The following is a 12239-nucleotide window of genomic DNA, read 5'->3' as shown; positions in this document are numbered from 1 at the left end:
AAATTATTTACAGAACGAAATTAAAAAACTAATTCTATATTCGCTGTGTTATTGAGGTACCAAAATTACGTATCGAAATAAAAACATTTGAAAATTGTAAGAATTTATTTTTCTTTGCACAGAATTATTTAACCATTAAATTATAAAATTATGTCTGATATTGCTTCAAGAGTTAAGGCTATTATCGTAGAAAAACTAGGTGTTGACGAAAGCGAAGTTACGCCAGAGGCTTCATTCACCAACGATTTAGGTGCAGATTCTTTAGATACCGTAGAATTGATTATGGAATTTGAAAAAGAATTCAATGTAGCTATTCCTGATGATCAGGCTGAAACCATCGGTACAGTTGGCCAGGCGATTGCTTATTTGGAAAAAAACGTTAAATAGAATTACGCTTTTTCAGTATAAATGGAATTAAAAAGAGTAGTAGTAACAGGGTTGGGTGCGCTCACTCCTATAGGCAATAATGTTCCTGATTTTTGGGAAGGATTGACTAACGGGGTGAGTGGCGCTGCTCCTATTAAGGGTTTTAACACTGAAAAGTTTAAAACTAAATTCGCTTGCGAGGTAAAAAACTTTAATCCAGAAGACTTTTTGGATAAAAAAGAAGCCCGTAAATTAGATCCGTTTGTACAATATGCTCTTGTATCAACAGAGGAAGCGGTTAAAGATGGTGGTTTTGATTTTGAAAAATTAGATACTAACCGGATCGGCGTAATCTGGGGTGCGGGCATAGGTGGATTAAAAACTTTCCTTGATGAAATTTCAAATTTCGCCAAAGGAGACGGTACGCCAAGGTACAATCCATTTTTTATTCCTAAAATGATTGTAGATATTGCTCCAGGGCATATCTCGATCAAATACGGCTTACGTGGGCCGAATTTTGCAACTGTTTCGGCATGTGCTTCTTCTACCAACGCCATGATTGATGCATTTAACTATATCCGTTTGGGTATGGCCGATGTCATCATCAGCGGAGGTTCTGAAGCCATCATTAACGAAGCGGGTATGGGTGGCTTTAACGCCATGCATGCATTATCAACACGTAATGATGATCCGGCAACGGCCTCGCGTCCTTTTGATAAAGACCGTGATGGATTTGTGGCCGGTGAAGGTGCAGGAACCATTATTTTAGAAGAACTTGAACATGCTAAGGCAAGGGGTGCAAAAATTTATGCAGAACTTGTGGGCGGTGGAATGAGTGCTGATGCAAATCACATCACGGCACCACATCCTGAAGGTTTGGGCGCTAGAATGGTAATGACTAATGCACTAAAAGATGCTGGTTTAACAACTGCTGATATAGATTATATCAATGTTCATGGTACTTCTACCCCACTGGGTGATATTAGTGAAACCAAGGCCATTGGTACATTGTTCGGTGAGGATGCTTATCGTTTAAACATCAGTTCAACCAAATCAATGACTGGTCACCTGTTGGGTGCAGCCGGAGCTATTGAGGCTATTGCAGCAATTCTTTCTGTTAAAAATGATATTGTTCCTCCAACAATCAATCATTTTACTGATGATCCTGCATTTGACCCTAAATTGAATTTTACTTTTAACAAAGCGCAAAAACGTACTGTTAGAGCTGCTTTAAGTAATACATTCGGTTTTGGTGGCCATAACGCTTCTGTTATTTTCAAGAAATACGAAGATTAATTTAGAACAGTACCGCTATATAATTTTGTATGCTAATTAAAAATAGATAACTTAGTTAAATATGCTGATTAGCCGTTAATTGTGTTATTTATTTAATGCCGATATTAAAATTATATAAACTCTATCTCTCTCCTGAAAAGGAGTTTGTTAAAAAGCTGAAAAACATTTTAGGCTTTGTTCCAGGCAATGTTACGCTCTATAAAATGGCGTTCAGACATCGTTCTGCTGCAAAAATTCTAAAAAATGGAAGCAGGAGTAGCAACGAGCGCCTGGAATTTTTAGGCGACGCTGTTCTGGGTTCGGTAATAGCAGAGCTCCTTTTTAAACACTATCCCTATAAAGAAGAAGGGTTTTTAACCGAAATGCGTTCTAAGATTGTAAACCGGGCTAATTTAAACCAGTTGGCAAAAAAATTGGTTTTGATAAGCTTATTCAGTTTGATCAACGTTCAGTAAGCATACAAACCAAACACAATTCGATGCTGGGTGATGCTTTTGAAGCCATTATTGGTGCCATCTACATGGATAAAGGATACAATTTTACCAAAGAATTTTTATTGCGCAGAATTGTAAAACCTCATATCGATATCCACACCTTAGAGCTCACAGAAACGAATTTCAAAAGCAAACTTATTGAATGGTGCCAACGCCATGGTAAGGATGTAATGTTCGAACTGGCGGAAAATGGTGAAGGGGAAAGTGCCAAACTATTTACCATTAGCGCGATTGTTGAAGGTGAAAAATATGGTACAGGAAGAGATTACAATAAGAAAAACGCAGAGAAATTAGCAGCTGAAAAAGCTTGTGAAGCGTTGAGTATATAGGTTCATTGGTTCATTGGGTTAGCTGTTTACAGTATTAAACTTAATTGCTTTATTGATGGGATTGCAGATTGTTGGGAATAGTCGGTTAATTGTCGATATAAGTTAAAACTTCAGACCTCCAACACCTGACTTCGGAATTTATTTTATACACCCAAAACTCAGCACCCCAAACTTCTAACGCCAAACTGACTCAGGATGGCTTAAAGACTCCCTACTACTTGCCTTTCCCCAAAGTATCGGTAAACTTCTTAGAAGATTCTTTAATGTATTTAATGTAATCATAACTATTCCAGTACCGCGCTTTATCAAATTCAGGACGGCAGTTTAACATGTATTTCTCTAAGGTATCACCTCTTAGTTCGGTGTTGTTTTTAATCATACTCTGATTGAAGTATACGTCAATTTGCGATTGTTTGATTTCATTATCGGCATACCTGCCAAACCTCCTTGCATTTTTAGGATCAGTACCAAATAGGTTATATAGCGCATTCAATGGACTAAATATAGCTGACAAAACCGTTGTTTTACCGCCGTTGTACACCCCCTTGTTTTTAAACTCACGCTTAATATCGTCTAAATCCTGTTTTTTGGTATTTCCCCTAATGGTTACATCATCAAGCGTGGTACTTCCTCTAATCAGGTAAATAACCAGATCTTTTTCGCTGTTCACCACAACACGCTGATCGATCAGATCGCGCTTAATAACCAACAGTGTATCACCAATTTTAGCTTTAAGCTGGAACATCCCGATATCATTACTGCCCACCCCTATTCCGGTACGCAGGTTGGTAATTTCTGATAAGGCAATCCTGATATTTGAACCTTTTTCGATAACCACACCTCTGATAATAAATTCTTGTGCCTTTGCGACAAAGCCAATTGAAGTAAGAATGAAAAGTATGATGACAAATTTTAAATTTTTCATTGTGTAGCGAATTTGTGCTTCAGGGTATCGGTATATTGTTTGGCCGATTCCCTGATGTATTTAACAGCATCGTAATTGTTCCAGTTACTCACCATGCCGCGAGTTGGGTAATAATCAAGCAGAAATTTGTCGAGATCTTTCCCTGTTAATGTGGTATTATTTGAAACCAGGCTTTTATTGAAGAATTTATCCACTTCCATTAAGCCTAATTCCTTTTTGTAATAACGGTTAAAGTTACGTGCCCTGGTCGGTGTTTTCCCAAATAATTCGTATAAAAACGTTAACGGACTACCACCGAAGGGATTTAGTAAACTTAATGGAGGTTTACCTTCAAAAAATGACCCGTTTCTTTTAAAGTCGCGCTTAACACTTTCCATCTCCTGCTTTTTAGCCTGGCCTTTAACCGTCACCTCTTCAAGCACAGTACTCCCCCTCAGTAAATATACCACCAGATCCTCATCGGTATTTAGCACTAATTTTTGATCGGTTAAATTTTTCTTCGTAATCAACAAAGTATCACCAATCTTAGCCTTTAGCTGAAACATTCCGATATCGTTACTGCTAGCGCCCATTTTACTACGCAAATTGGTTATTCCGGCTAAAGCAACACGCACATTGGAACCCTTTTCAATCACCACCCCTTTCAATACAAAATCCTGGGCTTTAATTTTTAAGCCTTGCATTAAGATGATGATTAAAAGAGTAGCTTTTAAAGGTTTCATTTTATTATAATGAGGTATTTAAAGTATCCAAATACTGTTTTGCAGATTTTTTAATGTAATCAGCGGCATCATAAGTATTCCAGTTTTTAATCTGTTTATGTTTCGGCCTATAATCCAACATAAACTTATTCAGTTGCTTTCCTGTTAAACTGGTGTTATTTTTAACCAGGCTAACATTAAAAAGCCGGTCTATTTCCAACTCTTTTGCCTCGTTATCATAATAGCGGTCAAAGCGTTTTGCATTTTTTCGTTCTGCGCTAAAAAGCTCCATTATTGCGGCCAACGGGTAACGCACATAATAAAGCGGGTTTCTTTTTTTACCATAAAAATAAGTTTTCTTACGGTGTTCTAACCTAACAGCTGATAGGTTTTGTTGTTTGTTTTCTGCCTTAATTGTTACATCATCAAGCAGCATATCTGTCCTAACCAGGTTAATAATCAAGTCCTGATTGTTCGGTACAACCACATAAACATTATCGAAATGCCTTTTGGTAATCAATAGAGTATCGCCGGATTTGGCTTTCACCTCAAAGAAACCCATATCATTACTTCCTACCGCTTGTTTATTATTAATATTGGTTACCACAGCTAATACAATACGGATCTGAGTTCCTTTTTCTAAAATAACTCCTTTTGCTGATGTAATTTGGGCGAGCGTTTTTTTAGGCAAAATGAACAATAGCAATGAAAGTGATAACATGATCAAAAATGCTTTCATATCTATAAGATATTTTTGTAAAATTAACATTTGTTAACCTTGTAAACTGTTAAAGAAACGTTAATAATCATGAGAAAGTAACGGGTAGATTTGTTTATTTTGTGTATTATATTCTTTGTATTCATGCTTACAGTTGCCACATTTATGTTTATGGATAGAGGAGCTGCATCATGTAGGCAACAGGCCTGCTAAAAGCCTCCCACTTTGTAAATAAACCTGATTGAAATGAAAAGCCCACAGCGCAGCGAGGACTTGCAATAAAAAGCGGGGCTGCAATCCCCAAAGAAATACCGAACGCCGATTTTCTAATGATAAAGCTATTTTATCCGGCAAGCTATATTTCCTGGCTCCTTGACCATTATTATTTCTCCTTTCAGCTTAAAACCCTATCTTTGCGCATGATAAAATCCATGACAGGATACGGCTTAGCAACAGCCGATTATGCAAACGCAAAGTATAGTGTCGAAATCAAATCGCTCAACAGTAAATTTCTGGAGCTGAATTTAAAATATCCTAAAGCTTTTTCTGATAAAGAGTTGATTCTGCGCAACATCTGCAGTAAAGACATCGAAAGAGGAAAGGTAAGTTTAAGCATCAATGTAGAACGCACCAATGGCGAAGTTACAGGTGCAACCATTAATACCGCATTATTAAGTCACTATTACAAGCAGCTTGTTGACGTTAACAATGAACTGGGTGCTGACAGCAGTAACTTATTACAAACAGCATTAACCTTTCCTGACGTAATTAGTTATAAGGAAGAAAGTGTGAGTGAGGATGAGTGGAACCATTTATTCCAGATTTTCAACTCGGCTTTAACCAATTTCAATAAATTCAGAGAAGATGAAGGCGCTGTTTTAAAGGCTGATTTAGAGCTGAGAATTAAAAACATTCTTTCTTATTTCAAATCTGTTGAGGAACTCGAGCCTAAGAGAATTTCGGCCATCCGCGATAAATTTACCCAGTTTTTGGATGATGCAGTAGGCAAAGTAAATATCGATCAGAACCGTTTCGAACAGGAATTGATTTATTACATCGATAAAATTGATATTACTGAAGAAAAAACCCGTTTAAAAAGCCATTGCGATTATTTCTTGCAAACTTTAGCAAGCAAAGAAGCAAACGGAAAAAAATGGGATTCATTTCTCAGGAAATTGGACGTGAAATTAATACTATGGGTGCAAAAGCAAATGATGCCCGGATGCAACAGTTTGTTGTAGGTATGAAAGAAGAATTAGAAAAGATAAAAGAACAGTTACTGAATGTGTTGTAGCGTTAGGCGGAAAGCAACAAGCGCTTAACGCCTAACGCCAATCGCAAAACTTTTAAAAATGCAAGGCAAATTAATCATATTTTCGGCACCATCAGGAGCAGGTAAAACCACTATAGTTCATCATTTATTAAAAAAGTTTCCTGAACTGAGCTTTTCTATTTCTGCCACAACACGCGAGTCGAGAGGTAATGAACAACATGAAAACGATTACTATTTTATCAGTAAAGAAGAGTTTTTACACAAAGTTGCCCATCAGGAATTTGTAGAGTTTGAAGAGGTTTACAATGGAACCTTTTATGGCACTTTACGTTCAGAAATTGAGCGTATCTGGAACGATGGCAAACATGTAATTTTCGATATTGATGTAGAAGGCGGTATCCGTTTGAAAAGGAAATATGAAGAAGATGCGCTGGCTATTTTTGTTCAGCCGCCATCTTTAGATGTTTTAAAGGAACGATTAAGCGGTCGCGGAACAGATAGTCCGGAAAAATTACAGGAACGTTTTATTAAAGCGGAGAAAGAATTGCTTTATGCAGATAAGTTTGATGTAATTTTAAAAAATTACGATCTGGCTACGGCTTGTGCTGAAGCAGAGCAGTTGGTAGGTGATTTCCTGAAGAAATAGTTTTCTTAAGAGCACAGAAATCTTTATATTTGATTGATGACTGATATTCAATTATATAGCCAAATATCTTCATTGCCTTCAGACCTGAAGAAGCAAGTGTCTGATTTTGTCTCATCCCTAAAGAAAAAATCGAAAGCCAGTAAAAAACTGAAAGAAAGACAATTTGGCTATGCCAAAGATTTCTTTAAAATGTTTGCCGATTTTGATGAACCATTAGAAGACTTTAAAGATTATATGTAATGCAATTTCTGTTAGATACGCATACATTTATTTGGTTTATAAATGGAGATTCATCTTTGCCAAATAAAATAATTGATGAAATCAAAAATCTAAAAAATCAATGTTTTATTAGCATTGCCAGTATTTGGGAGATTGCGATAAAATGCAAACTAAATAAGCTGTCTTTAAATGCAGACTTCGATAGGATTTTAGACTTTCTGGATCAGAATCAAATAGAAATATTGCCAATTTCATTCGATCATATTGTTAAGCTGAACGAATTAGATTTTCATCATCGTGATCCATTTGATCGGATTTTGAGTGCTCAAGGCATCTCAGAAAATTTAACCATTTTAACAAAAGACCAAAACTTTAGCTTTTATAAGACTAAAACACTTTGGTAAACTAATAATATAAATAAATCCGTCATTGCGAAATGAAGTGACGGGAAAAGCGCACAATAATGAAGCAATCTTTTTCGCAAAATAGATTGCTTTGGCTCCCTCAATCCAGCCTCTCAATGACGATCACAGATACTGAAAACCGCAAATATGAAAACTGGTCTTTTCTTCGGTTCATATAACCCAATCCACACCGGCCATTTAATTATTGCCAATTATATGGCCAACCACACAGCGCTTGATGAAGTTTGGCTGGTAGTTTCTCCACATAATCCACTAAAAGATAAAAGTGGTTTAACCAATATGTACGACCGCCTGGAAATGGCGAAACTGGCTACCGAAAATGCAGATCATATCCGCGTAAGTGATATTGAATTTGCATTGCCGCAGCCTTCATATACCATAGATACTTTAACTTATCTCCACGAAAAATATCCGGAAAAGGAATTTGTATTGATCATGGGTGCTGACAACCTCGTTTCATTTAAAAAATGGAAAAACTATGAGGTATTGCTAAAAAATTACCAGATTTATGTATACCCCCGCCCTGGGGCAGATGTTAGCGATTGGGAAAACCATCCGGCTATTACTTTTACTAATACCCCTTTAATGGAAATATCCTCCACTTTTATTCGCAAGGCGATAAAGGAGAAAAAAACGTTCAGTTTTTCCTTCCGGATAAAGTAATCGATTTTATAGATGGCAAAGGGATGTACAGATAGCATCAATCTTTTCTTCCATAAATCAACAGGCTTACAACAAATTGTATTAAATCAATTACTTGGATTGGTTTTTGTTTAATTAGCCCTTAGATGATTAATTTAGCAGCTGATACAACAAAACACGTGAGAAGAAATTTATTTATACTTATTGCCCTCTGCGGTACTGCATTTTCTGTAAGTGCACAACAAAAAACCTATTTAGAATTACTGGCCAACCAACCGAAATGGGTGGATTCGGTTTTTAGCAAACTTAACCGCCGAGAGCGTATTGCACAGCTATTTTTTGTGCGGGCGCATACCAATCTGGGAAAAAAATATACCGATTCTGTTGGTCAGGTGATTAAAAAAGAGCAATTGGGGGAGTGATCTTTTTTCAGGGGGGCCCTGGTCGACAGGTTTTAGCCACCAATGCTTATCAAAAACTAAGCAGGGTGCCACTTATTATAGCAAACGATGGCGAATGGGGTTTGGGTATGCGGTTGGATAGTACCATTTCTTATCCTTATCAAATGACTTTAGGGGCCATTCAAAACAAAGAATTATTGTATAAAATGGGTCTTGAAGTGGCCAAAGATTACAAGCGCATGGGGATGCAGATGAATTTAGCTCCTGATGCGGATATCAATAACAACCCCAAAAACCCCGTAATCAATTACCGTTCTTTCGGCGAAAATAAATATAACGTAGCCACTAAAGTTGCCGCTTATATGAAAGGCATGCAGGATGGTGGTTTATTAACCACGTTGAAACATTTTCCTGGTCATGGCGATACTGATGTAGATTCGCACTACGATTTGCCGCAACTTACTTTTTCAGCTACTCGCCTGGATACTTTAGAAATGTATCCTTTTAAAGAGCTGATTAAACAAGGTGCCTCAGGCGTGATGATTGCCCACATGAACATTCCATCTTTAGATGCTACACCAAACCTTCCTTCTACCTTATCAAAACCGATTGTTACGGGTATTTTAAAGCAGAAATTAGGCTTTAAAGGTTTGATTATCTCTGATGCGATGGATATGAAAGGCGTTGTAAAATATTTCAAAGATGGTGAAGCCGATTTAATGGGCATCATCGCAGGTAATGACATTATTGAGCTGTCTGAAAATAGCGATAGAGCCATTAAACTGGTGCGTAAAGCGGTAAGACAAGATCGTGTGAGTATGGCCGAAATTGACCAAAGCGTGCGTAAGATCTTGACTGCAAAATATTGGGCAGGCTTAGCTAAACGCGATACGGTTGTAACCCAAGGTATTGTTGCAGGTGTAAACCGCAACTCGAGCAATGCATTGGTGCAGGAACTGGCCAATGCATCGGTAACGTTATTAAAAGGTAAAGATTATATCAAGCGACTCATCCCGATCAGAAGAACGGCCATTATCAGCATAGGCGTGCCATCGGTTACCACTTTTCAAAAAGAGGTTTCGAAAGGATATTATAACTCTGTTTATTATGTATTAGATAAGGACGCGACTGCCACACAGATTTCGAACATCGCCCGCGAAATCGGTGCATTTGATCAGGTGATTGTAGGTATTCATGATAGCAGATCACGTCCTGCAAATGGTATTCTCTTAAATTCAGGTGTAAAAAACTTTATTAAAGAGTTATCAGCCAAGAATGCAGTTTTTGCTTTATTTGCCAATCCTTATAACCTGGCTGGCTTATCGGGTTTAGAAAACAGCAAAGGCTTGATAGTAGCTTATCAAAAAGAAGATTTCATGCAGATTTCTGCGGCAGCTGTGATCAATAACAGGTTGGTACCAACAGGTAAATTACCGGTGAGCGTAGCACCATTTTATAAATTTGGTGAGGGGTTATAAAAGACCACAAAGGTACTAAGGCACAAGAATTAGTATTTTGTCATTCTGAGGGGTAATTATGTTATAAAAATCAATATTAGTGACGTATAATTGATTTCTTTTGCCATACAACACGGTCTGGCCTCGGCTCGCCGCCGTCGAAGGGCTCTTTCTTTTTGGCATCAAAAAGACCAGCGGAGCTAGCTTGAATGCCATTAAAAATATAAAACACATGAAAAAACAAAAAATGCCGGCTGAAAATTTTTCTTTTGAAGCCAGTTGTGCGGCCAGAACAGTGCAGCCCGAAAAATTTGTTAGGCCGGATTTAAGTAGAACGGGGATACTGTGCTACGGCCTAGCTGGATGAAAACACGAAAGCATCTAAAGTTTTAACTAATAGTGTTTTATAAAATAACGTCAATGGTAGTACAGCGAAAAATCTTTTGCCACGGAGAACTGTGTATCTGGACATAAGTCTTTTAGCTTTAGTATTTGGACTTTTACCTTTCAGCTTTTCCCAAAACAATTTCGTCTTCAAAACGATTATCTAATGATAAAATCTCAATATTATGATAGATCCAGAAAACGACAATTATTCAAACGATCCGAACGATGCTTTGCGCAGAGAAGACGATGTAGAAAATATCAACGAAATTAGTGGCGATGACACCAGCATTGAGCATAATAAAGATCTGCTGGAACAAGCCGATGAAGCTTCAAGGGCCTCTTATGAGCTAAACCTCGATGATGAGGTAAGCGAAGATGAACTAGATGATTAGTAAGAAAGCCGTCCTGATTTAAAAATCGGGACCGCTTTCTTAATTTTAGGTTTCGGTTTTACCGTTCAGCCTTAAACCTTATACCCTCTACCTTAAACCTCTACTTAGCTTTCGCTTTATAGGTTTCAGGATTTACCGCTGTGGTGGTCCAGCCTTTTAAAAACGAGGTGATCTTTTTAACGTCATGTCCAACTTTCTTTTTACCATTGGCAGCAACTTCATCCGTTTCCAAATAAGATGAATTTTCAATGTGCAATACTTTTCCTTTGCCGTCTAAAATCAAAAATACCGGGAAACCAAAACGTTGAGGATATCCTAAGCTAGCTAAAACGGTTTCGTTTTTATTCTCAGGACTGTAATTCACTAAAACGGTTTCAAAATTATCGTTGATGTATTTTTTCAGTGTAGCGGTACTATCAACTAAGTTATGGAACGCGATACACCAGGTGCACCAATTTCCTCCAACCTGTAATAAAACATGTTTATTTTCTTTAGCCGCTTTTGCGACAGCAGCAGCAATTTCTGCTTTGGCATCGGCCTGCGGGTTATAAATATGAACGCCCTCCTTTTTCGCCTGACTAAAAGCTGCAGTCGAAATCAATACAGCAGTTAATAAAATGATTAATTTTTTCATGATTTTAGATGAATAATAACAGCAAATGTAATAAAGTCTACTAATGTTATAGATGATTAGTAAATTCTTTACAGAGCGGAAACATTGGTCATTTTCTGTGCTGTCAGATGTTACCATCTGACAGACTACTAAATTAACAGTAAAAGGTAGCAACTCCATTGATTCAAAATTATTTTTTAAAGTGTCAGATAGAAATATCTGACACCACGACTAAACCTCCGTCCCCACCAAAACATTATCTTTGCTAACCAATGGATTTCCTAGACATACATACCCATAAAGTTGCCACCCAGCCTGGAGTAATCAGCATTCAAAGTTTGTCGTTAACCAACGATATCTTTTTAGCAATGCCCAAAACCAAGCCAATCTCTGTTGGGCTACATCCCTGGTTTGCTAAAATTGATCAGCTCGAAATGCAGATGAAATACCTAAGTGTTGTAGCCAATCAAACCAATGTAAAACAGATTGGTGAATGTGGTTTAGATCGGCTAAGGGGTGAAAATCTGGAAAGCCAACTTTTTATTCTGGCAAAACAGATCGAACTGGCAGAAAAAATTAATAAACCGTTGATTTTACATTGTGTTAAATGCTTTTCAGAGTTAATTGCCATTAAAGAACGATTAAAAGTTAAAGTACCGATGATTATCCATGGTTTTAACAAAAATGAGCAACTTGGCCAACAACTACTGGATAAGGGTTTCTTTCTTTCCTTTGGAATAACTGTTTTAAAAGAAAATTCAGGCGTAGCTAAACTGATTCAAAGTACCGATCATTTTTTCCTGGAAACTGATGATTCAGATATTTCGATTGAAGAAATTTACCAGGCCGCAGCCATTTTAAAAAAATGTACAGTTGATGAACTTAAAGCTCGTATTTTTGCTGACTGGAATAAATTGAATTTAAAAAACTAGCCACGGAAAAAGTTTACTTCGTA

Annotated in this window: 14 protein-coding genes and 3 pseudogenes; 13 read left to right on the top strand and 4 right to left on the bottom strand. The window is 37.3% G+C overall.

All coding sequences use genetic code 11. The features are described from left to right. The first annotated feature begins 150 nt into the window (after positions 1-150). The 4 genes and pseudogenes from ACQ86H_RS02850 (at position 151) to ACQ86H_RS02835 (ending at position 2485) form a co-directional block, all read left to right on the top strand. Entirely contained in the window at positions 151-387 is a 237-nt protein-coding gene (locus tag ACQ86H_RS02850; RefSeq protein WP_008508386.1) for an acyl carrier protein, read from the top strand. A 21-nt stretch (positions 388-408) separates the two neighbouring features. Continuing rightward, the gene (fabF, locus tag ACQ86H_RS02845) at positions 409-1662 is read left to right on the top strand and encodes a beta-ketoacyl-ACP synthase II (protein WP_025145352.1); all 1254 of its coding nucleotides are present in this window, start codon (positions 409-411) and stop codon (positions 1660-1662) included. 95 nt (positions 1663-1757) lie between these two features. Next, a pseudogene (locus ACQ86H_RS02840) lies at positions 1758-2176 on the top strand (ribonuclease III family protein); the annotation flags it as partial. Between the two features lie 6 nt (positions 2177-2182). Next, on the top strand, positions 2183-2485 hold the full coding sequence (locus ACQ86H_RS02835) for a putative dsRNA-binding protein (RefSeq protein WP_431295330.1): 303 nt from the start codon (positions 2183-2185) through the stop codon (positions 2483-2485). Positions 2486-2699: 214 nt separating this feature from the next. Here ACQ86H_RS02835 and ACQ86H_RS02830 read toward each other — a convergent pair whose 3' ends face one another. The 3 genes from ACQ86H_RS02830 to ACQ86H_RS02820 are packed head-to-tail and all read right to left on the bottom strand — an operon-like array spanning position 2700 to position 4850. Beyond that, entirely contained in the window at positions 2700-3410 is a 711-nt protein-coding gene (locus tag ACQ86H_RS02830) for a hypothetical protein (RefSeq protein WP_431293794.1), read from the bottom strand. Continuing rightward, a complete protein-coding gene (locus ACQ86H_RS02825) occupies positions 3407-4132 on the bottom strand; it encodes a hypothetical protein (RefSeq protein WP_138818790.1) in 726 nt (241 codons plus the stop codon). Before ACQ86H_RS02825 ends, ACQ86H_RS02830 begins: the two co-directional genes overlap by 4 nt. A gap of 4 nt (positions 4133-4136) precedes the next feature. Next, positions 4137-4850, bottom strand: coding sequence for a hypothetical protein (locus ACQ86H_RS02820; RefSeq protein ID WP_431293793.1), 714 nt, complete (start codon positions 4848-4850; stop codon positions 4137-4139). Positions 4851-5260: 410 nt separating this feature from the next. On the opposite strand from ACQ86H_RS02820, the pseudogene ACQ86H_RS02815 reads away from it, so the two are divergent. The 8 genes and pseudogenes from ACQ86H_RS02815 (at position 5261) to ACQ86H_RS02780 (ending at position 10671) form a co-directional block, all read left to right on the top strand. Beyond that, positions 5261-6123 (top strand): annotated as a pseudogene (locus tag ACQ86H_RS02815) (YicC/YloC family endoribonuclease). Between the two features lie 58 nt (positions 6124-6181). Continuing rightward, on the top strand, positions 6182-6748 hold the full coding sequence (gene gmk, locus ACQ86H_RS02810; protein WP_138818793.1) for a guanylate kinase: 567 nt from the start codon (positions 6182-6184) through the stop codon (positions 6746-6748). Between the two features lie 36 nt (positions 6749-6784). Beyond that, positions 6785-6988, top strand: coding sequence for a type II toxin-antitoxin system VapB family antitoxin (vapB, locus tag ACQ86H_RS02805; protein ID WP_138818794.1), 204 nt, complete (start codon positions 6785-6787; stop codon positions 6986-6988). Then, on the top strand, positions 6988-7371 hold the full coding sequence (locus ACQ86H_RS02800; protein WP_138818795.1) for a type II toxin-antitoxin system VapC family toxin: 384 nt from the start codon (positions 6988-6990) through the stop codon (positions 7369-7371). Before vapB ends, ACQ86H_RS02800 begins: the two co-directional genes overlap by 1 nt. Before the next feature lie 147 nt (positions 7372-7518). Beyond that, positions 7519-8090 (top strand): annotated as a pseudogene (gene nadD / locus ACQ86H_RS02795) (nicotinate (nicotinamide) nucleotide adenylyltransferase). 90 nt (positions 8091-8180) lie between these two features. Then, positions 8181-8456 (top strand): hypothetical protein, encoded by a 276-nt coding sequence (locus ACQ86H_RS02790; RefSeq protein WP_431293792.1) that lies wholly within the window; start codon positions 8181-8183, stop codon positions 8454-8456. Between the two features lie 65 nt (positions 8457-8521). Further along, entirely contained in the window at positions 8522-9913 is a 1392-nt protein-coding gene (locus ACQ86H_RS02785) for a glycoside hydrolase family 3 protein (protein ID WP_431293791.1), read from the top strand. A gap of 548 nt (positions 9914-10461) precedes the next feature. After that, entirely contained in the window at positions 10462-10671 is a 210-nt protein-coding gene (locus ACQ86H_RS02780) for a hypothetical protein (protein ID WP_138818797.1), read from the top strand. A 100-nt stretch (positions 10672-10771) separates the two neighbouring features. Here ACQ86H_RS02780 and ACQ86H_RS02775 read toward each other — a convergent pair whose 3' ends face one another. Then, positions 10772-11305, bottom strand: coding sequence for a thioredoxin family protein (locus ACQ86H_RS02775; protein WP_138818798.1), 534 nt, complete (start codon positions 11303-11305; stop codon positions 10772-10774). Positions 11306-11556: 251 nt separating this feature from the next. On the opposite strand from ACQ86H_RS02775, the gene ACQ86H_RS02770 reads away from it, so the two are divergent. After that, positions 11557-12216, top strand: a complete 660-nt coding sequence (locus ACQ86H_RS02770; RefSeq protein ID WP_431293790.1) for a TatD family hydrolase — start codon at positions 11557-11559, stop codon at positions 12214-12216. The last annotated feature ends 23 nt before the right edge of the window (positions 12217-12239 follow it).

The sequence above is a fragment of the Pedobacter sp. P26 genome (assembly GCF_050632135.1).
Lineage (GTDB): Bacteria > Bacteroidota > Bacteroidia > Sphingobacteriales > Sphingobacteriaceae > Pedobacter.
This window is presented reverse-complemented; position numbering and strand designations above follow the sequence as displayed.

Bases quoted from the DNA above. Each gene is read 5' to 3' on its own strand.
- ACQ86H_RS02850 (WP_008508386.1), top strand. From the start codon at position 151: ATGTCTGATATTGCTTCAAGAGTTAAGGCTATTATCGTAGAAAAACTA.
- fabF (WP_025145352.1), top strand. From the start codon at position 409: ATGGAATTAAAAAGAGTAGTAGTAACAGGGTTGGGTGCGCTCACTCCT.
- ACQ86H_RS02835 (WP_431295330.1), top strand. From the start codon at position 2,183: ATGGATAAAGGATACAATTTTACCAAAGAATTTTTATTGCGCAGAATT.
- ACQ86H_RS02830 (WP_431293794.1), bottom strand. From the start codon at position 3,410: ATGAAAAATTTAAAATTTGTCATCATACTTTTCATTCTTACTTCAATT.
- ACQ86H_RS02825 (WP_138818790.1), bottom strand. From the start codon at position 4,132: ATGAAACCTTTAAAAGCTACTCTTTTAATCATCATCTTAATGCAAGGC.
- ACQ86H_RS02820 (WP_431293793.1), bottom strand. From the start codon at position 4,850: ATGAAAGCATTTTTGATCATGTTATCACTTTCATTGCTATTGTTCATT.
- gmk (WP_138818793.1), top strand. From the start codon at position 6,182: ATGCAAGGCAAATTAATCATATTTTCGGCACCATCAGGAGCAGGTAAA.
- vapB (WP_138818794.1), top strand. From the start codon at position 6,785: ATGACTGATATTCAATTATATAGCCAAATATCTTCATTGCCTTCAGAC.
- ACQ86H_RS02800 (WP_138818795.1), top strand. From the start codon at position 6,988: ATGCAATTTCTGTTAGATACGCATACATTTATTTGGTTTATAAATGGA.
- ACQ86H_RS02790 (WP_431293792.1), top strand. From the start codon at position 8,181: ATGATTAATTTAGCAGCTGATACAACAAAACACGTGAGAAGAAATTTA.
- ACQ86H_RS02780 (WP_138818797.1), top strand. From the start codon at position 10,462: ATGATAGATCCAGAAAACGACAATTATTCAAACGATCCGAACGATGCT.
- ACQ86H_RS02775 (WP_138818798.1), bottom strand. From the start codon at position 11,305: ATGAAAAAATTAATCATTTTATTAACTGCTGTATTGATTTCGACTGCA.
- ACQ86H_RS02770 (WP_431293790.1), top strand. From the start codon at position 11,557: ATGGATTTCCTAGACATACATACCCATAAAGTTGCCACCCAGCCTGGA.